At 71.0% G+C, this 18556-nt stretch carries 18 protein-coding genes; 13 read left to right on the plus strand and 5 right to left on the minus strand.

What is annotated here, in order from left to right; all coding sequences use genetic code 11:
- Positions 1-88: 88 nt before the first annotated feature.
- The gene (locus tag ACF062_RS28335) at positions 89-838 is read right to left on the minus strand and encodes a LysR family substrate-binding domain-containing protein (RefSeq protein WP_392142444.1); all 750 of its coding nucleotides are present in this window, start codon (positions 836-838) and stop codon (positions 89-91) included.
- A gap of 58 nt (positions 839-896) precedes the next feature.
- Here ACF062_RS28335 and ACF062_RS28340 point away from each other — a divergent pair, with 58 nt between their 5' ends.
- Positions 897-1316 carry a DUF5997 family protein gene (locus tag ACF062_RS28340; RefSeq protein ID WP_392142446.1) on the plus strand — a complete coding sequence of 140 codons (420 nt, stop codon included), beginning with the start codon at positions 897-899 and terminating at the stop codon, positions 1314-1316.
- A gap of 80 nt (positions 1317-1396) precedes the next feature.
- On the opposite strand, the gene ACF062_RS28345 is transcribed toward ACF062_RS28340, so the two are convergent.
- A complete protein-coding gene (locus tag ACF062_RS28345) occupies positions 1397-2578 on the minus strand; it encodes an alanine--tRNA ligase-related protein (RefSeq protein ID WP_392142448.1) in 1182 nt (393 codons plus the stop codon).
- 412 nt (positions 2579-2990) lie between these two features.
- On the opposite strand from ACF062_RS28345, the gene argC reads away from it, so the two are divergent.
- From argC to ACF062_RS28370, 5 genes are read left to right on the plus strand one after another with little or no spacing between them, the layout of a single operon-like run.
- Positions 2991-4031, plus strand: a complete 1041-nt coding sequence (argC, locus tag ACF062_RS28350; RefSeq protein WP_392142449.1) for an N-acetyl-gamma-glutamyl-phosphate reductase — start codon at positions 2991-2993, stop codon at positions 4029-4031.
- A complete protein-coding gene (argJ, locus tag ACF062_RS28355; RefSeq protein WP_392142451.1) occupies positions 4028-5179 on the plus strand; it encodes a bifunctional glutamate N-acetyltransferase/amino-acid acetyltransferase ArgJ in 1152 nt (383 codons plus the stop codon). The genes argC and argJ overlap by 4 nt, the downstream gene beginning before the upstream one ends.
- Positions 5176-6126, plus strand: coding sequence for an acetylglutamate kinase (argB, locus tag ACF062_RS28360; protein WP_392142453.1), 951 nt, complete (start codon positions 5176-5178; stop codon positions 6124-6126). Before argJ ends, argB begins: the two co-directional genes overlap by 4 nt.
- Positions 6123-7328, plus strand: coding sequence for an acetylornithine transaminase (locus tag ACF062_RS28365; RefSeq protein ID WP_392142455.1), 1206 nt, complete (start codon positions 6123-6125; stop codon positions 7326-7328). Before argB ends, ACF062_RS28365 begins: the two co-directional genes overlap by 4 nt.
- A 7-nt stretch (positions 7329-7335) precedes the next feature.
- A complete protein-coding gene (locus ACF062_RS28370; protein ID WP_223773610.1) occupies positions 7336-7878 on the plus strand; it encodes an arginine repressor in 543 nt (180 codons plus the stop codon).
- Positions 7879-7902: 24 nt separating this feature from the next.
- Here the strand turns inward: ACF062_RS28370 and ACF062_RS28375 are convergent, their stop codons facing one another.
- Positions 7903-8883 carry a bile acid:sodium symporter family protein gene (locus ACF062_RS28375; protein WP_392142457.1) on the minus strand — a complete coding sequence of 327 codons (981 nt, stop codon included), beginning with the start codon at positions 8881-8883 and terminating at the stop codon, positions 7903-7905.
- A 91-nt stretch (positions 8884-8974) separates the two neighbouring features.
- A complete protein-coding gene (locus ACF062_RS28380) occupies positions 8975-9562 on the minus strand; it encodes a pyridoxamine 5'-phosphate oxidase family protein (RefSeq protein WP_392142459.1) in 588 nt (195 codons plus the stop codon).
- A 133-nt stretch (positions 9563-9695) separates the two neighbouring features.
- Here ACF062_RS28380 and argH point away from each other — a divergent pair, with 133 nt between their 5' ends.
- The 4 genes from argH (at position 9696) to ACF062_RS28400 (ending at position 14421) form a co-directional block, all read left to right on the plus strand.
- Entirely contained in the window at positions 9696-11126 is a 1431-nt protein-coding gene (gene argH / locus ACF062_RS28385) for an argininosuccinate lyase (protein ID WP_392142461.1), read from the plus strand.
- Positions 11127-11220: 94 nt separating this feature from the next.
- Positions 11221-12195: an aldo/keto reductase gene (locus tag ACF062_RS28390; RefSeq protein ID WP_392142462.1), complete on the plus strand. Its 975-nt coding sequence runs from the start codon at positions 11221-11223 to the stop codon at positions 12193-12195.
- A gap of 133 nt (positions 12196-12328) precedes the next feature.
- Positions 12329-12880 (plus strand): TetR/AcrR family transcriptional regulator, encoded by a 552-nt coding sequence (locus ACF062_RS28395; protein ID WP_392142464.1) that lies wholly within the window; start codon positions 12329-12331, stop codon positions 12878-12880.
- Positions 12877-14421, plus strand: coding sequence for an MFS transporter (locus ACF062_RS28400; RefSeq protein WP_392142466.1), 1545 nt, complete (start codon positions 12877-12879; stop codon positions 14419-14421). Before ACF062_RS28395 ends, ACF062_RS28400 begins: the two co-directional genes overlap by 4 nt.
- Before the next feature lie 258 nt (positions 14422-14679).
- On the opposite strand, the gene ACF062_RS28405 is transcribed toward ACF062_RS28400, so the two are convergent.
- Positions 14680-15369 (minus strand): lysophospholipid acyltransferase family protein, encoded by a 690-nt coding sequence (locus ACF062_RS28405; RefSeq protein WP_392142468.1) that lies wholly within the window; start codon positions 15367-15369, stop codon positions 14680-14682.
- Positions 15370-15746: 377 nt separating this feature from the next.
- Between ACF062_RS28405 and ACF062_RS28410 the strand changes: the two genes are divergently transcribed.
- The 3 genes from ACF062_RS28410 to ACF062_RS28420 all read left to right on the plus strand — a co-directional run bounded on the left by ACF062_RS28410 (position 15747) and on the right by ACF062_RS28420 (position 18090).
- Positions 15747-16925 (plus strand): glycerophosphodiester phosphodiesterase, encoded by a 1179-nt coding sequence (locus tag ACF062_RS28410; RefSeq protein WP_392142470.1) that lies wholly within the window; start codon positions 15747-15749, stop codon positions 16923-16925.
- 96 nt (positions 16926-17021) lie between these two features.
- On the plus strand, positions 17022-17549 hold the full coding sequence (locus tag ACF062_RS28415) for an RNA polymerase sigma factor (RefSeq protein ID WP_392142471.1): 528 nt from the start codon (positions 17022-17024) through the stop codon (positions 17547-17549).
- Between the two features lie 37 nt (positions 17550-17586).
- Positions 17587-18090 (plus strand): GNAT family N-acetyltransferase, encoded by a 504-nt coding sequence (locus ACF062_RS28420; protein WP_392142473.1) that lies wholly within the window; start codon positions 17587-17589, stop codon positions 18088-18090.
- Positions 18091-18556: the final 466 nt, after the last annotated feature.

Genomic DNA, 18556 nt, shown 5'->3' on the forward strand with positions numbered 1-18556 from the left:
AGTCGTGAAGCCCGGCACACAGTCGTGAAGGGGGCCTCCCGCCGCTCGGCGGGAGGCCCCCTTCACGTGCCTTCATGTGCGTACGCGACTACGAGCGCCGCCGCGGCTTGCCGCGCTTGGCGGGCTTCGGGCGGGACACGGCCTTCTTCTTCGGCTGCGCCGCGGCCTTGGGCCTGCCCTTGGCCTGCGGCTTTGCCTGGGACTTCTCCTTCGCCGCCGGGGCCTGCGCGCGCCCCCGAGAGCTGTTGACCGTACGGCCGCGGACGATGCCGATGAAGTCCTCGACCAGCTCCGTGGTCCCGTCCTCCCGCCACGAGAGGGCCACACGCGACTCGGGGGCGTCCGTGACGGGGCGGTAGGTGAGGTCCTTGCGGTGGTGCAGCCGCGCGAGGGACTGCGGGACGAGGAGCACCCCCACGCCCGCCGCGACCAGCTCGATCGCGTCGGCCGTCGTCGCCGGGCGCTCGGCGGCGGGCACCCCCGGGCGCCGCTCCCACTCCAGCGTCTCGTCCAGCGGGTGGAACACGATCTCGTCGGCGAGGTCCTCGGGGGACACCTCGTCGACCGCGGCCACGACGTGGTCCTTGGGGATCACGACGACCGTGGTCTCGGCGTAGAGGGGGATCGCGCTGAGGTCCGTACGGTCGATCGGCAGCCGTACGAACCCGGCGTCGGCCCCGCCCGCGCGCAGCACGTCAGGTGCCTCGCCGGGAGAGACCTGGAGAAGGGTCAGGGGGACGTCGGGCAGCCGCTCGTTCCAGATACGCACCCACTTGGTGGGCGTCACCCCCGGGACGTAGGCGAGCCGGAACGAAGGGGTTACTTCCGAGCCTGTCACCTCGCCAGGCTACCGGTCGTGGTCAGAGGTAGCGCACATGCTCGATACCCTTGACACCATGACGTCGCACCAGAACACCCAGACCATGAAGCCCGCGACCGCGGCGAAGAAGCTGGGTGTGCTCCTCCAGGCCACGCCCGCCGAGTTCCAGGAGGGTGTCGTCTCGCGCAGCGAGCTGAACTCGCTTCAGGCCGACCCGCCCGAGTGGCTCCAGGAACTGCGGCGCAACGGCCCCCACCCCCGCCCGGTCGTCGCCGCCAAGCTCGGCGTCTCCATCGCGGGCCTCGCCCGGGGCGGGGTCACCGAGCCGCTCACCACCGAGCAGATCGACGCGCTGAAGGACGAGATGCCCGGTTGGCTGCGCCAGGAGCGCGCCACCCAGGCCGAGGTCCGCAAGGAAGCGGTGCGGATCAAGGAGAAGCAGGCCGAGCAGGCCCAGAAGCGTGCGGCTCGCGCCGACGAGGACGCCCGCTCCTGACCCACGCCGGCCGCTGAGCGAGGGGCCCGCTCCCGCATCGGGCCCCCGACCACGCACCGCCCGGTCCCGCGTGCGCAGGCTCAGCCCTGCGTGCGCAGGCTCACCACCAGTTCGCGCGGCAGGCCGTGGGTGTCGTGCAGGTAGCGGAAGTCCTCCTCGTCCAGCGGGCCCCGGAAACGGGGCCGGGCCAGCACCTGCCGCCCGCGCTCCAGGAGTCGCCCGAAGCGATGCTCCTCCTCGACCAGCACCCGGTGCACGGCACTCGGATCGGCGTCCTGCCGGAAGCGGTCCAGGGTGTGCCGCACCAGTTCGTCCGGGAGGTCGCCGAGCGTGCGCGAGGCGTCGTCCCGCCACAGCACAGTGAGTACGCGACGCACCAGCCGCCGCAGCACATAGCCGCGTCCCGAGGCGGCCGGGCCCACGCCGTCGCCGATCACCACGACAGCCGAGCGCAGGTGGTCGCAGACCAGCCGCAGCGACGGCTCGTCCAGCGGCCACAGGCCCGGCACGAGCCGCCGCCAGAGGTCGAAGACGTCGCTCTCGAACACCGACCGGCGGCCCTGGAGCAGCGAGGCCAGCCGCTCCAGGCCGAGGCCGGTGTCGACATTGCGCTGGACCAGCGGTACGAGTGAGCCGTCGTCGAGGCGGCGATGGCGCATCATCACGTGGTTCCACACCTCGACCCAGCGGTCGTCGCGCGTCGGGGTCGACTCCGGCGGTCCTTCACCGGTCCACAGGAAGATCTCCGAGTCGGGCCCGCACGGCCCGGCCGATCCGCTGGGCCACCAGTTGTCCTCCACGGTCAGCTCCACCGGGACCCCTCGGTCCTGCCACAGCTCCAGGGAGGCGGTGTCGGGCCCGGTCCGGTTGTCGCCGCCGAAGACCGTGGCGTGCAGCAGCCCGGGGTCGACGCCGAAGCCGTCGGTGAGCAGCTCGTACCCCCAGGCCAGGCTCTGCGGGCCCTCGTAGTCGCCGAGCGACCAGGTGCCGAGCATCTCGAAGACGGTCAGATGGGTGGGGTCGCCGACCTCTTCGAGGTCCGTGGTGCGCAGACACCGCTGGACGTTGACGAGCCGCCTGCCGAGGGGGTGCGGGCGCCCTTCGAGGTACGGGATGAGCGGGTGCATCCCCGAGGTGGTGAAGAGCACCGGGTCGCCGGGCGGCGGCAGCAGGGTCGAGCCGGTGATCCGGCGGTGCCCGCGCTCCTCGTAGTACTCGACGAACGTACGGACGATCTGCTCGGTGCTGAGGGGGGTCTTCATGGGAGTGGCTCCTTCGCGTCGCGACGGGAGGCACCGGAAGACGGCCCGTGCGATCACCGGAACCGGGACGAGGGAACCACGGAACCACCGGCGGGCCGTTTCCGGTCGCCGGTGGAGAGTTCAGGACGTACGTACGTCAGGCGGCGGCGACCGGCGAGCGGGGCGCTCGCGCGGTCGCGGTGAGGCTGAGGCCGGTGACGTTCATAGGGCCGAAGATAACGCGGCGGGGATGTGGACGGCACGCGATTTACGGCCGCCGGCCCGGACCGGGAGCCACTTCTGACAGGAGCCCGTGACGACTAATGTAAGGGTACCCTTACCTAAGGGGTCGCCCTTGCGGCGTGGGCATGAGGGTGGCGTTGCATAAAACTGCGGCTATGCGTATAGTCATGCCATCCAAGAGGAGGGTTCCATGGCGGTACGCGCAGCAGTGGCAGGGGCGAGTGGGTACGCGGGCGGCGAGTTGCTGCGCCTGTTGCTCGCCCACCCCGAGGTGGAGATCGGCGCTCTCACCGGGAACTCGAACGCGGGCCAGCGCCTGGGAGCGCTGCAACCGCATCTGCTCCCGCTCGCCGACCGCGTTCTTGAGCCGACCACCCCGGAGATCCTCGCGGGGCAGGACCGGCCGCACGACGTGGTCTTCCTCGCGCTGCCCCACGGGCAGTCCGCCGCCGTCGCCGAGCAGCTCGGCCCCGACGTCCTCGTCGTGGACATGGGCGCCGACTTCCGGCTGAAGGACGCGGGGGACTGGGAGAAGTTCTACGGCAGCCCGCACGCCGGCACCTGGCCCTACGGGCTGCCCGAACTGCCCGGCGCCCGCGCCGCGCTGGCGGGCACCAAGCGCATCGCGGTGCCCGGCTGCTATCCGACCGCCGTCTCGCTCGCGCTCTTCCCCGCGTACACGGCGGACCTCGTCGAACCCGAAGCGGTGATCGTCGCCGCGTCCGGCACCTCCGGCGCGGGCAAGGCCGCCAAGCCGCACCTGCTCGGCTCGGAGGTCATGGGGAACATGTCCCCGTACGGAGTCGGCGGAGCGCACCGGCACACCCCCGAGATGATCCAGAACCTGAGCGCCGCCGCGGGCGCCCCGGTCACCGTCTCCTTCACGCCGACCCTGGCCCCGATGCCGCGCGGCATCCTCGCCACGTGCAGCGCGAAGGCCAAGGCGGGCGTCACCGCCGAGACCGTGCGGGACGCGTACGCCAAGGCCTTCGCCGACGAGCCGTTCGTCCACCTGCTCCCCGAGGGGCAGTGGCCCGCGACCGCCGCCGTGTACGGCTCGAACGCCGTACAGATCCAGGTCGCGTACGACGAGGCGGCCGGCCGCGTGATCGTGATCAGCGCCATCGACAATCTCGCCAAGGGCACCGCGGGCGGCGCCCTCCAGAGCATGAACATCGCCCTCGGCCTCGACGAGGCGACCGGGCTCTCTACGATCGGAGTCGCGCCGTGAGTGTGACGGCAGCCAAGGGATTCACGGCGGCGGGCATCGCCGCCGGCATCAAGGAGAACGGCAACCCGGACCTGGCCCTCGTGGTCAACACCGGGCCCCGCCTGGCCGCCGCGGGCGTCTTCACCTCCAACCGCGTCAAGGCCGCGCCCGTCCTCTGGTCGGAGCAGGTCCTCAAGGGCGGACTCGTCTCCGCCGTCGTCCTCAACTCCGGTGGCGCCAACGCCTGTACGGGACCCAAGGGCTTCCAGGACACGCACGCCACCGCCGAGAAGGTGGCCGAGGTCCTCTCCCTGAACGCGGGCGAGGTCGCCGTCGCCTCGACCGGGCTCATCGGTGTCACGCTGCCCATGGACAAGCTCCTGCCGGGCGTCGAGAAGGCCGCCGGTGAACTCTCCGCGCACGGCGGCGAGAAGGCCGCCATCGCCATCAAGACCACCGACAGCGTCCACAAGACGTCCGTGGTGAGCAGGGACGGCTGGACCGTCGGCGGCATGGCCAAGGGCGCCGGCATGCTCGCCCCCGGCCTCGCCACGATGCTGGTCGTGCTGACCACGGACGCCGACCTCGAAGCCGACGTCCTGGACCGGGCGCTGCGGGACGCAACCCGCCTCACCTTCGACCGCGTCGACTCCGACGGCTGCATGTCCACCAACGACACGGTGCTGCTGCTCGCCTCGGGCGCCGCCGAAGTCACCCCGGAGTACGCCGAGTTCGCCGAGGCCGTCCGCGAGGTCTGCGACGACCTCGGCCGGCAGCTCATCGGCGACGCCGAGGGCGCCAGCAAGGACATCAAGGTCGAGGTGGTCAACGCGGCCAGCGAGGCCGACGCCGTCGAGGTCGGCCGGTCCATCGCCCGCAACAACCTCCTCAAGTGCGCGCTGCACGGCGAGGACCCCAACTGGGGCCGGGTGCTCTCCGCGATCGGCACCACGTCCGCCGCCTTCGACCCGAATCAGCTGAACGTCGCCATCAACGGCGTATGGGTCTGCAAGAACGGCTCGGTGGGCGAGGACCGCGACCTGGTCGACATGCGCTACCGCGAGGTCGTCATCACCGCCGACCTGGCGGCGGGCGAGGAGACCGCGACGATCTGGACGAACGACCTGACCGCGGACTACGTCCACGAGAACAGCGCGTACTCCTCATGAGCAAGGACCCGGGCTCCCAGCCCACCGCCCGCAAGCACACCGCGCTGCCCAAGGCGCAGATCCTCATCGAGGCGCTGCCCTGGCTGACCCGGCACCGCGGTAAGACCGTCGTCATCAAGTTCGGCGGCAACGCCATGGTCGACGAGGAGCTGAAGGCCGCGTTCGCCCAGGACGTCGTCTTCCTGCACCACGCGGGCCTGAAGCCGGTGGTCGTGCACGGCGGCGGACCGCAGATCAGCAAGGCGCTCGAACGGCACGGCATCGTCAGCGAGTTCAAGGCGGGCCTCAGGGTCACCACCGAGGACGCGATGGACGTCGTACGCATGGTGCTCGCCGGTCAGGTGCAGCGCGAACTGGTCGGCCTGCTCAACCAGCACGGGCCGCTCGCCGTCGGGCTCACCGGCGAGGACGCGCACACCATCACCGCCACCAAGCACCAGCCCCGCATCGAGGGCGAACTGGTCGACATCGGCCGGGTCGGCGAGATCACCGAGATCGACACGGGCGCCATCGAGGCGCTGCTCGCCGACGGCCGCATCCCGGTCGTCTCCTCGATCGCCCGTTCCCAGGACGATCACCATGTCTACAACGTCAATGCTGATACGGCGGCTGCGGCACTCGCTGCGGCGCTTGATGCCGAGACCCTGATGGTCCTCACCGACGTCGAGGGCCTCTACGAGGACTGGCCCAACAGCGACGAGGTGATCAGCCGCCTCACCGCGAAGGAGCTGGAGAAGCTCCTGCCCGAGCTGGCCAGCGGCATGGTCCCGAAGATGGAGGGCTGCCTGCACGCCGTGCGCAACGGCGTGGAGACCGCCCGCGTCATCGACGGCCGCGTCCAGCACTCGATCCTGCTGGAGATCTTCACCGACGAAGGCATCGGCACCATGGTCGTGCCGGACGCGCCGCACGACGACACGCAAGCCGACACCGAGGGGGAGTCATGAGCAACCAGGAGCTGACCGCGCGCTGGCAGGGCGCGCTCATGGACAACTACGGTACGCCGCGGCTGCCCCTCGTGCGCGGCGCGGGCAGCAGGCTGTGGGACGCCGACGGCAAGGAGTACGTCGACTTCGTCGGCGGCATCGCCGTCAACGCGCTCGGCCACGCCCACCCGGCGATCGTCGAGGCCGTGAGCGCGCAGATCGGCGCGCTCGGCCACGTCTCGAACCTCTTCGTCGCCGAACCGCCCGTCCGGCTCGCCGAACGGCTCCTGGGGCTCTTCGGGCGTGAGGGCCGCGTTTTCTTCTGCAACTCCGGCGCGGAGGCCAACGAAGGCGCCTTCAAGATCGGCCGGCTGACCGGCCGCCCGCACATGGTCGCCACCGACGGCGGCTTCCACGGCCGGACCATGGGCGCGCTCGCCCTCACCGGACAGTCCGGCAAGCAGGAGCCGTTCCTGCCGCTGCCCGGCGACGTCACCCATGTGCCGTACGGCGACGTCGAGGCCCTGCGCGCCGCCGTCACCACCGAGACCGCCTTCGTGATCATCGAGCCGATCCAGGGTGAGAACGGCGTCGTCATGCCGCCCCCGGGCTACCTCACGGCGGCCAGGGAGATCACCCGCGCCACCGGGACCCTCCTCGTCCTCGACGAGGTGCAGACCGGAATCGGCCGCACCGGCCACTGGTTCGAGCACCTCGCGCACGAGGGCGTCGAGCCTGACGTCGTCACACTCGCGAAGGGTCTGGGCGGCGGTCTGCCGCTCGGCGCGACCGTCGCGTTCGGCGCCGCCGCCGAGCTCTTCAGGCCCGGTCACCACGGCACGACGTTCGGCGGGAACCCCGTCGCGTGCGCCGCGGGGCTCGCGGTCGTCGACACCATCGTCGCCGAGGGGCTCCTGGAGAACACCAAGCGGGCGGGCGAGAAGCTGCGGGGCGGGATCGAGTCACTCGGCCACCGGCTCGTCGGGCATGTCAGGGGCGCGGGCCTGCTGCTGGGTATCGTGCTCACCGAGCCGCTCGCGCCGCAGGTGCAGCAGGCGGCTCAGGACGCCGGCTTCCTGGTGAACGCGCCCGCCCCCGATGTCGTACGGCTGATGCCACCGCTGAACGTGCGGGGCGACGAGGTGGACGCGTTCCTCCGGGTGCTGCCCGGCATCCTGGACAAGGCGGCCAAGGCCGACGGGGACGGACGATCCGGAGAATGAGACGACGATGAGCCAGGCGCAAGGCAACGAGCACGGCGACCACGCGGGTCCCGCCGTGCCGCAGACCCGCACCGCACGCCACCGCCGGATCGTGGACATCCTCAACCGGCAGCCGGTGCGCTCCCAGAGCCAGCTCGCGAAGCTGCTCGCCGACGACGGTCTGAGCGTCACCCAGGCGACGCTCTCGCGGGACCTGGACGAGCTGAACGCCGTGAAGATCCGCAACGCCGAGGGCGACCTCATCTACGCGGTGCCGAGCGAGGGCGGTTTCCGCACCCCGCGCGCGCCGCTCGGGGAGTCGGCCAAGGAGGAGCGGATGCGGCGCCTCTCCGCGGAGCTGCTGATCTCCGCGGAGGCCTCGGCCAACCTCGTCGTGCTGCGTACGCCGCCGGGCGCCGCCCAGTTCCTGGCGTCCGCCATCGACCAGGCCGAGCTGCACGACGTCCTCGGCACGATCGCGGGCGACGACACGCTGATGCTGATCAGCAGGGAGCCGGCGGGCGGCCAGGCGCTGGCGGACCACTTGCTGCGGCTGGCCTCAAACGAGTGACCCCGGGCCGCGCCCGGCCCGGCCTCAGCTGCCGGAGGGGCGTGCACTCCTGCGCGCCATCCACGCCGCCACCAGCGCCCCCGAGATGTTGTGCCACACCGAGAACACCGCTGAGGGCAGCGCGGCCAGCGGGCTGAAGTGGGCCGTGGCCAGGGACGCCGCGAGGCCCGAGTTCTGCATGCCGACCTCGAAAGCCATGGCGCGGGACGCGGGCGGGCCGAGGCGGGCCAGCTTGCCCGCGCCGTAACCGAGCGCGAGGCCCAGGCCGTTGTGCAGGAACACCGCGAGGAACACCAGCGCCGCGGCCGACTTGATGGCCGCGGCGCTGCCCGCGACCACGATCGCCACGATCGCGGCGATGGTCAGCGCCGACAACCACGGCAGCGCGCCGAGCACCCGGTCCACGTACCGCCCGAAGAGCAGCCGTACGCCGAGCCCGGCGATGACCGGGAGCAGCACGGTCTTCAGGATGTCCGTGACCATCGAGCCCGCGTCGACGGGCAGGTACTCGCCCGCGAGCAGCAGCGTCAGCGGCGGCGTGACCAGCGGCGCGAGGACGGTCGACACGGTGGCGACCGACACGGACAGCGCCACGTCGCCGCGCGCCAGATAGGTGACCACATTGGAGGCGGTGCCGCTCGGCGCGCAGCCGACCAGGATCACTCCGGCCGCCAACTGCGGTGACAGGCCGAGCGCGTGGGCTATCAGCCAGCCGAGGCCCGGCATGATCACGTAGTGCGCGACGAGCCCGAGGGCCACGGCCCAGGGCCGCTTGACGACGCCCTGGAAGTCCAGCGGGGTCATGGTCAGCCCCATGCAGAACATCACCACGCCGAGCAGGTACGGGACGCTCGTGCCCCAGCCCTCGAACGCCCCCGGCACGGCGAGGCCGAGGGCGCCGGCGGCCAGCACGAGGACGGGGAAGACGGTGACGGCGCGGCGGGCGGCCTTGTCGGCGTCGCTCGTGTCGTCGGCGGGATGAGGGATCGTCTGTTCGGGTCGCACGGCGCGATGCAACGCCCCGCCCCCGCACGCGTGCAACCCCGTCTCGGTATGTGGTCGTTACACGGAGTGGGCCGGACGGTGGGCCCGTGGCTCAGACGGTGGAGGGCGGCAGGGGAAGCGGCAGCCCGGGTAGCCCGTCGATGCTCTGCGCGATGTACTCCTTCTTGCCGAAGTAGGCGTTCAGCGAGGCGTCGTCCTCACGTGCGAAGCGCTTGGCGTGCAGATCGCGGTCCTCGTCGTACGTCATGCAGGGCACCGCGTAGCCGCAGCTGTCCCGGACGAGGTCGGCCGTCACGAGGATGACGGCGCGCAGGCCGTGCGGCGTGGGGTCGATGCCGGGAAAATGGCCGAGCAGATCCTTGAAGCGCGGGTCGTCACGGAAGACGGGCTCGCCGCGGCCGTGCACCCGCACGATGTTGGGCGGCCCCTGGAAGGCGCACCACATCAGCGTGACGCGGCCGTTCTCGCGCAGGTGCGCGATGGTCTCGGCGTTGCTGCCCGCGAAGTCCAGGTAGGCGACGGTCAGTTCGTCGATGACCGCGAAGGAGCCCTTGAGCCCTTTGGGGGAGAGGTTGATCGTGCCGTCACCGGAGAGGGGAGCGGTCGCCGTGAAGAACATCGGCTGTTCTTCGATGAAGGTGCGGAGCCGGCCGTCTATGCGTTCGTAGGTCTTTCCCATGGTGCCGAATTTATCCCCGAAATCCTTCACCTGACTAACGACTTCGAGAATTGACGAAGCATGCAGAGTTCTGCATACTCATGCATAACGCATATCGGTGAACCCGCAAGCGACAGCCTGAGGAGCACGTGCAGTGAGCAGCAACAACGGCGGTGACGTCCGGCTCTGGGGCGGACGGTTCGCCGACGGGCCCGCCGAGGCCCTGGCCAAGCTGTCCGCGTCGGTCCACTTCGACTGGCGCCTCGCGCCGTACGACATCGCCGGTTCCCGTGCCCACGCGCGTGTGCTCCACAAGGCGGGCCTGCTCACCGAGGACGAACTGACCCGCATGCTGGCCGGGCTCGACCGCCTCGAAGCCGATGTGACCGACGGCTCGTTCGTCGGCACCATCGCCGACGAGGACGTGCACACCGCCCTGGAGCGCGGCCTCCTGGAGCGGCTCGGCCCCGACCTCGGCGGCAAGCTGCGGGCGGGACGCTCGCGCAACGACCAGGTGGCGACGCTCTTCCGGATGTACCTGCGCGACCACGCGCGGATCATCGGCGGCCTGATCGCCGACCTCCAGGGCGCGCTCATCGGTCTCGCCGAGGCGCACCCGGACGTCGCGATGCCTGGCCGCACGCACCTCCAGCACGCCCAGCCGGTGCTCTTCGCCCACCACGTCCTCGCGCACGTCCAGTCCCTCTCCAGGGACGCGGAGCGGCTGCGGCAGTGGGACACGCGGACGGCCGTCTCGCCGTACGGCTCGGGGGCGCTGGCCGGATCGTCCCTCGGCCTCGACCCGGAGGCGGTCGCCGCGGACCTCGGCTTCGAGCGCGGCAGCGCGGGCAACTCCATCGACGGCACGGCCTCCCGTGACTTCGTCGCGGAGTTCGCCTTCATCACCGCGATGATCGGCGTGAACCTCTCGCGGATCGCCGAGGAGATCATCATCTGGAACACGAAGGAGTTCTCCTTCGTCACCCTCCACGACGCCTTCTCGACCGGCTCGTCGATCATGCCGCAGAAGAAGAACCCGGACATCGCGGAGCTGGCGCGGGGCAAGTCGGGCCGCCTGATCGGCAACCTCACGGGGCTGCTCGCCACGCTGAAGGCGCTGCCGCTCGCGTACAACCGCGACCTCCAGGAGGACAAGGAGCCGGTCTTCGACTCCTGCGACCAGCTGGAGGTCCTGCTGCCCGCCTTCACCGGCATGATGGCGACGCTCACCGTCCACCGCGAGCGCATGGCGGAGCTGGCCCCGGCCGGTTTCTCGCTCGCCACCGACATCGCCGAGTGGCTGGTCAGGCAGGGCGTGCCGTTCCGTGTCGCGCACGAGGTCGCGGGCGAGTGCGTGAAGGCCGCCGAGGCCGAGGGCAAGGAGCTGGACGACCTCACCGACGATCAGTTCGCCGAGATCTCCGAGCACCTCACCCCCGAGGTCCGCACGGTCCTGAACGTGCCCGGCGCCCTCGCCTCGCGCGACGGCCGCGGCGGCACCGCTCCCTCGGCGGTCGCCGTCCAGCTCGCGGAGGTCAAGGCGGACCTGGCGGCGCAGCGGGAGTGGGCGGCGGCGCGGAAGTGACGGCCGTGCGGGAGTGACGGCCCGCGTGGGTGGCGAAGGGCGTCGCGGGTTACGTTGGCGGGGGAAGATCCCCTACGACCAGGAGGAGCCCGCGATGCCCTTCGCCCGGCTGGCCGCGGCCACGACCCCGACCGCGCACATAGGGATCGGCCTCGCCGCCGTCGGCAGGCCCGGCTACATCACGCTGGGCCGCGAGAGCGACCTGCCGCCGTCCCGCAGCGTCGAGGCCCTGCGCGAGCGCACCTTCGAACTCCTCGACGCCGCGTACGCGTCGGGGGTCCGCTACGTCGACGTGGCGCGTTCGTACGGCCGTTCCGAGGAGTTCCTGGCCGACTGGCTGCACGCCCGGCCCGACAACCGTGACGTCGTCGTCGGCAGCAAGTGGGGCTACACGTATACGGCCGACTGGCGTACCGACGTCGAGGGAGCGCACGAGGTCAAGGACCACAGCGTCGCCGCCTACGACCGGCAGCGGGCGGAGAGCGCCGAGCTGCTCGGCGACCGGCTCGACCTCTACCAGATCCACTCCGTCACGCCCGAGAGCCCGGCGCTCACCGACAAGGAACTCCACGCGCGCCTCGCGGGGCTGGCGGCCGAGGGGGTGACCATCGGCCTCTCGGTGAGCGGTCCCGGGCAGGCGGCGGCGATCCGCGCCGCCCTTGAGGTCACCGTGGACGGTGAGCCGCTCTTCCGTACGGTCCAGGCCACGTACAACCTCCTGGAGACCTCGGCGGGGCCGGCGCTCGCCGAGGCGCACGACGCGGGTCTCACCGTCATCATCAAGGAGGGCATGGCCAACGGCCGGCTCGCCGCCCCGCAGGCGCCCGCCCCGCTGCGCGAGGTCGCCGAGGGGACCGGGTTCGACTGCGACGCGGTGGCGCTCGCGGCCCTGCTCCGCGAGCCGTGGGCGGGTGTCGTCCTGTCCGGGGCGGCGACCTCGGTCCAGCTCGTCTCCAACCTGCACGCCGCCGCCGTGGACCTGGACGCGGACCGTCTGGAACGCCTCGCGGGGCTGGTGGAGGAGCCGGCGGAGTACTGGGCGCGACGCGCGGCTCTGCCCTGGCACTGACCAGGCCGTCCTGCCTTGGTACTGACCAGGCCGTCCTGCCTTGGCACTGAGCGCGCGGCCCTGGCCTGGCACCGGCCAGGCCGCCCAGGGACCCCCTGAGACATATCCGTCTCAATAGGCTTATGGTTGTCTCATGTCAGTCGATCGCGACCAGGTACTGCGGAGCGCCGCGGCCCTGCTCACCCGCAAGTCCACCTCCACGATGGACGAGGTCGCCCGCGCCGCGGGGATCAGCAGGGCCACCCTCCACCGCCATTTCGCGGGCCGTGACGCGCTCGTACGCGCCCTGGAGGACCTGGGGCTCCAGGAGTGTGAGGCGGCCCTGGACCGGGCGGGGCTCCGGGACGGCAGCGCGCAGGAGGCCCTGCGGCGCCTGGTGAAGGAGATCGAGCCCGCCGCCGGGCTCCTCGCGTTCCTCTACACCGAGAACCAGCTCTTCGAGGGGGAGACGCAGAACGAGGGCTGGTCGCGGATCGACGCCCGCCTCGCCGCGCTCTTCCGGCGCGGCCAGGAGAGCGGCGAATTCCGCATCGACCTGACGCCCGCCTGGCTCACCGAGGCGCTCTACGGCCTCATCGGCTCCGGTGCCTGGGCCGTGCAGGACGGCCGGGTGGCGGCCAAGGACTTCTCGTACATGATTGCCGAGCTGCTGATCGGCGGCGCACGGCGGAGAGTGGAGTCATGACCAGCACCCACCAGCGGGCCGCCGGGGCCGACGTGGAGCGCGGCCCCGGCCGCTGGCTCGCGCTCGCCGTGCTCGTCCTCGCCGTGCTCCTGGTCGCCGTCGACGCGACCGTGCTCGGCCTGGCGACGCCGTACATCAGCGAGGACCTCAAGCCCTCCGGCACCCAGCTGCTGTGGATCGGTGACGTCTACTCCTTCGTCATCGCGGGACTGCTGGTCTCCATGGGCAGCCTCGGCGACCGCATCGGCCGCAAGAAGCTGCTGCTCACCGGCGCCGTCGCCTTCGGCGCGGTCTCCGTTCTCAACTCCTACGCCACCAGCCCGGAGTTGATGATCCTGGCCCGCGCGCTGCTCGGTGTCGCGGGCGCGACCCTCATGCCGTCGACGCTCGCGCTGATCCGGAACATCTTCCACGACCCGCGCGAGCGCAGCCTCGCGGTCGGCATTTGGGGCGCCATGGCGTCCGCGGGCGCGGCCGTCGGGCCCGTCGTCGGCGGCTTCCTGCTCGAACACTTCTGGTGGGGTTCGGTCTTCCTCATCAACCTGCCGGTGATGGCGGTCCTGGTCCTCGTCGGCATCAAGCTGCTCCCCGAGTCGAAGAACCCGGCGCCGGGCCCCTGGGACCTGGTCAGCGTCGTGCTCTCGCTCATCGGCATGATCGCCGTGGTGTACGCCATCAAGGAGGCGGCCGCGCATGGCCTGCGCTGGGACGTCGTGGTGGCGGCGGTCGTCGGCGCGGCGGCGCTCACCTGGTTCGTACGCCGCCAACTGACCCTCGACGCGCCGCTCCTTGACATGCGGCTCTTCCGCAACCGGGGCTTCTCCGGGGCGGTGCTCGCCGACCTGCTGACCGTCCTCGGCCTCTCCGGCCTGGTCTTCTTCCTCTCCCAGTTCCTGCAACTGGTGCAGGGCCGACGGCCGTTCGAGGCGGGCCTCGCCGAACTGCCGGCCGCGGTGGGCGCGGTGGCGGCGGGCCTGGTCGCGGGCGTGGTGGCGCGCCGCTTCTCCGTCCGTATCGTGGTCGCGGGCGGACTGGCGGCGGTCGGGCTATCGCTCGCCGCGCTCACCGGCCTGAGCCAGTCCACCGGCTATCCGCTGCTCGGGGCTTCGCTGCTGGTGGTCGGCATCGGCGCGGGCTTCTCGTTCACGGTGACCGCCGACGTCATCCTCTCCAGCGTCCCCAAGGAACAGGCGGGCGCGGCCTCCGCGGTATCGGAAACGGCGTACGAACTGGGCGCGGCGCTCGGCATCGCCCTCCTCGGCTCCATCGTCACCGGCGTCTACCGCGACTTCACGGCCCCACCGGGCACCCCGCCCGCCGTGGCGTCGGCGTCCCACGAATCCCTGGGCGGCGCCGTGGAGTCGGTGGCGGACCTGCCGCCCCACCAGGCGGACGCCCTGCTGGCAGCGGCCCAGACGGCATTCGTCGACGGCCTGAGACTGGCGGCGACGGCCGGCGCGGCGGTCCTCCTGGCGACGGCGGTAGCAGCGTGGTTCCTCCTGAAGGGCCAAAAACTCGCAGAAACCCCAGAAGACCCCTGACCACCCCCCCGCCCCGCAAGGGGCGCGGGGAACTGCGCGAGCAACCCCCACACCCCCCGCACGAATCCACCGGCCGTCGCCCCGCAAGGGGCGCGGGGAACTGCGCGATCAGCCCCCACAAACCCGCAGACGAACCGCCCCCACCCCTCACCCATAACCCGCGATCCGCAAAAACACGAAACGCCCGCCCCGGCCCGGAGGGCAAAAGCCCCCCACACCGACGCGGGCGCACCAACAAACCGCCCAAGCCCCGCAGGGCTACGCCGCTTTGGCCTTGGTCGCATACATGTCCACATACTCCTGCCCGGACAGCTGCATGACCTCCGTCATCACGGAGTCCGTCACCGCCCGCAGCACATAACGGTCACGATCCATGCCGTCGTACCGCGAGAACTCCATCGCCTCGCCGAAACGAACCGTCACCTTGCCCGGCCGCGGCAACCCCTTGCCGCCGGGCTGAAGCTTGTCCGTGCCGATCATCGCGAACGGCACGACCGGCGCCCCCGTCATCAGCGTCAGCCGCGCGATCCCCGTACGGCCCCGGTACAGCCGCCCGTCGGGCGACCGCGTGCCCTCGGGGTAGATGCCGAAGACCTTGCCGTCATCGAGAATGCGCCGACCGGTCATCAGCGCGGCGACACCGCCACGCCCGCCGTCCCGGTCCACCGGGATCATGCCGACGCCCGTGAAGAACCACGCCATCAGGCGGCCCTTGAGGCCCTTGCCGGTGACGTACTCGTCCTTGCCGATGAAGAACACCGGACGGTTGGTCACGAGCGGCAGGATCATCGAGTCGATGAACGTCAGGTGGTTTCCGGCCAGAATGACGGGCCCGGTCCCGGGAATGTTCTCGGCGCCTTCTACCCGTGGGCGGAACATCAGGCGCAAGATCGGTCCGAGCACTGCCTTGATGAGCGCTAGACGGGACAACAGGCCCTCCGGTATCAACGGGTCGACGACGAGTAGGTGACGAGTAAGTGCAGGTGAGTACGGTACTCGCGGGTCACCGCCGTTTGCACATCGGGTTCACGCACCCGATACGCAGTGTTGACACGGCCCTGTGCCACGTCGCCCCGGGGCGTGGCCCGTGCGACGACCGTATCCCCGCGGGAACGGTGTGGCCCGAAGCAGTGGTCCTTGTCACCCACACACTTCTCTCTGCGTAACGGCCCTTCCGCACGGGCCGCAGCCTCCATGGTGCGCCCATTCGCCATGCCGCGTCACCCCGCCGTTCCGTCCAGGGTCTCCCACACGTCACTCGCGGCCACCTACGATCAGTCCCGCTTTGTCAGGTGCAAGGCGGATGCACAACGGGAGGAGCGCCAATGGCGACGCAGGAGTCGGGTCAGCAGCAGTCGGGGACGAGCCGGGGGCGTCGAGCGGTACTGGGGGCTGCGCTCCTCGGCGCGGGCACCGCCGCGGTCGGCCTGCCCACTGTGGCGAGAGCCGACGAGCGGCACGGACCCGGGCACGGGCACGGCGGGTACGAGAGCCTGCCGAAGCCGACCGTCGTCGCGCACCGGGGGGCCAGCGGCTACCGGCCAGAGCACACGCTCGGCTCGTACCAGCTCGCCCTGGACATGGGTGCCCACGTCATCGAGCAGGACATCGTCCCCACCAAGGACGGCCACCTCGTATGCCGTCACGAGAACGACATCACCGGGACGACGGACGTCGCCGCGCGCCCCGAGTTCGCCTCCCGCAAGACCACCAAGTCCGTGGACGGCGCCAAGCTCACCGGCTGGTTCACCGAGGACTTCACGCTCGCCGAACTGAAGACGCTGCGCGCCAAGGAGCGCATCCCGGGCACCCGCCAGCGCAATACCCTCTATGACGGCCGCTGGGACGTGCCCACCCTCGAAGAGGTCTTCGAGTGGGCCGAGAAGCAGGGCCGCAAGCGCGGCAAGCCGATCTGGCTGCACATCGAGACAAAGCACCCCACCTACTTCCGTGGGCTGGGCCTCGGCCTCGAAGAGCCGCTCGCCAAGCTCCTGCGCCGCTACGGCCGCCACAAGAAGAACTCGCCGAACTTCCTCCAGTCCTTCGAACCCAGCAGCATCCAGCGTCTGGCCAAGCTGGTCTCCGCGCCGCGCATCGTCCTTCTTTCCAGCGCCGCCAGCCGCCCCTGGGACTTCGTCGAGGCCGGCGACCCGCGCACCGTCGCCGACCTGATCAAGCCCGAGGGCCTGCGGTGGATGGCGCGCTTCGCGCAGGGCATCGGTCCGACGCTCGACCTGGTCATCCCGAAGAAGGCCGACGGCAGCCTCGGCACGCCGACCACGCTCGTCGAGGACGCGCACGAGGCGGACCTGATCCTGCACCCGTACACGATGCGCAACGAGAACACCTTCCTGCCCGCGAACTTGAGGAAGGGCACCGACCCGGCCGCCTACGGAGACGCCTTCGGCGCCCTCAAGGCCTACTTCGAGACGGGCATCGACGGCATCTTCTCCGACAACCCGGACACCGCGCTGCTGGCCGCCGCGGACTTCGACAGGGACTGAGCGGCGCCCCGTCAACGACTGGGTGAGCGCCCCCGGTTGGGGTGAGAGACGGCCGCTCCGGCAACCTCGTGCCGGAGCGGCCGCGTCCCGCCGTGCATGACGTACGAGCTCATTCCCACGCTCATCCCCACCCTGCGTCCGCTGCTCGCCGCCGAGGCATCCGCGGAGGCACTCGATTCCGGCGCCGACGCGCGCGACCTGGAACAAGCCGTCTGGCTGCGCCTGCTGGAGCGCCTGGAGTCCGACGGTCCGCCCGCCGACCCGGCGCTATGGCTGCGCGGCGCCGTCCAGTCCGAGGCGCGCCGCTCCCGCCGCACCAGCCGGCAGGAGGTGGCGTACGCGGCCGAGCCCGCCGACGACTCCGACCGCGGCCCCGAGCAGCGCGCCCTGACCGCCGACCGGCACCGCACCCTGCACGCCGCGGTGCGCAGGCTGCCCGGCCGCTGCCCCCGCCTCATGGCCGCGCTGCTGTCCCCCAAGGACCTCACCTACCGAGAAATCGCAGGGGAGTTGGGAATGTCACAGGGGAGTCTGGGGCCGGAACGTTCCCGATGCCTGGGATGCCTGCGCAGAATGCTGGCGGCGGAGGTTGCAGCTCCTGAACCGCGGGGAAAGGAGCGTTAGACAACCGGTGGAGCAGGTGAGCGGGAGGCATGCACACATGGGCATGAGCGTGACCATCTCGGAGGCGACGGAAGCGGACGCCGAGCAGATCCTCAAACTGCAGTACCTCTGCTACCAGAGCGAGGCCGAGCTCTACGGCGACTACTCGATCGAGCCGCTGACCCAGTCCCTCGACTCCATCAAGGCCGAACTGATCACGGGGACCGTCTTGGTGGCCCGCCTCGGCGACGAGGTGGTGGCCTCCGTGCGCGGCACGGTCGACGCCGACGGCACGGCGCGGATCGGCAAGCTCATCGTCCACCCCAGGATGCAGCGGCACGGCCTGGGCGGTCGGCTCCTGAACGCGATCGAGCGACAGCTCGGCGCGGACGGCACCACCAAGAGCTTCCAGCTCTTCACCGGCCACCGCAGCGAGCAGAACCTCCAGCTCTACCGCAAGCATGGCTACGCCCCCGTGCAGACCCGGCGGGTGAACGACCGGCTCACCGTCGTGACCCTGGCCAAGGACTCCGACACCCGCGCGTACGTGGCGAGCGCCTAGCGAAGCCACTGGCTCCCTGGCACCGGCCGGCCGACCCGAACGCCCTCGTCCCAGGGTGCTCGCGTCGGCCGTCGGCATGTGCGCGGCGCCCTGCATCGATTCCGCCGCGGCGCCACGCGGACATTTCACCCGGCGGATCCGCCAATTTTCCCGTGCCGTTTCCTCGCGTTCCGTAATGCCCCCGAGCCGCCCCGTCGCAGGGGATGGCTGATTCATGGGGCACCAAGTCGCCCCACAGAGCGCCACACGGCCCCCGTGAAGCGCTTCCGCCCCTTGTTCCACGGGCGACCGGTGAATGGCCGGGAGTCGTCGCATACGCATACGTTCAGTCACCACTGATGGCCTCGCGTCAGATGCGTGTGTCCTGCGTCACGTTGACGCCCTGGCTGGGTGGAGCTTTAACTCAGCCCGCTGTGAACATCCTGTGACGATGTTCCGTAACTCTTGGGTGGGGGCTGTGGAGTTG

Origin of the sequence: Streptomyces sp. NPDC015345, assembly GCF_043078805.1 — a bacterium.
Classification (GTDB): Bacteria; Actinomycetota; Actinomycetes; order Streptomycetales; family Streptomycetaceae; genus Streptomyces.

Coding starts and splice junctions, on each gene's coding strand:
- ACF062_RS28340 (WP_392142446.1), top strand. CDS start 897: ATGACGTCGCACCAGAACACCCAGACCATGAAGCCCGCGACCGCGGCG.
- ACF062_RS28345 (WP_392142448.1), bottom strand. CDS start 2,578: ATGAAGACCCCCCTCAGCACCGAGCAGATCGTCCGTACGTTCGTCGAG.
- argC (WP_392142449.1), top strand. CDS start 2,991: ATGGCGGTACGCGCAGCAGTGGCAGGGGCGAGTGGGTACGCGGGCGGC.
- argB (WP_392142453.1), top strand. CDS start 5,176: ATGAGCAAGGACCCGGGCTCCCAGCCCACCGCCCGCAAGCACACCGCG.
- ACF062_RS28365 (WP_392142455.1), top strand. CDS start 6,123: ATGAGCAACCAGGAGCTGACCGCGCGCTGGCAGGGCGCGCTCATGGAC.
- ACF062_RS28370 (WP_223773610.1), top strand. CDS start 7,336: ATGAGCCAGGCGCAAGGCAACGAGCACGGCGACCACGCGGGTCCCGCC.
- ACF062_RS28380 (WP_392142459.1), bottom strand. CDS start 9,562: ATGGGAAAGACCTACGAACGCATAGACGGCCGGCTCCGCACCTTCATC.
- ACF062_RS28390 (WP_392142462.1), top strand. CDS start 11,221: ATGCCCTTCGCCCGGCTGGCCGCGGCCACGACCCCGACCGCGCACATA.
- ACF062_RS28395 (WP_392142464.1), top strand. CDS start 12,329: ATGTCAGTCGATCGCGACCAGGTACTGCGGAGCGCCGCGGCCCTGCTC.
- ACF062_RS28400 (WP_392142466.1), top strand. CDS start 12,877: ATGACCAGCACCCACCAGCGGGCCGCCGGGGCCGACGTGGAGCGCGGC.
- ACF062_RS28410 (WP_392142470.1), top strand. CDS start 15,747: ATGGCGACGCAGGAGTCGGGTCAGCAGCAGTCGGGGACGAGCCGGGGG.
- ACF062_RS28415 (WP_392142471.1), top strand. CDS start 17,022: ATGACGTACGAGCTCATTCCCACGCTCATCCCCACCCTGCGTCCGCTG.
- ACF062_RS28420 (WP_392142473.1), top strand. CDS start 17,587: ATGGGCATGAGCGTGACCATCTCGGAGGCGACGGAAGCGGACGCCGAG.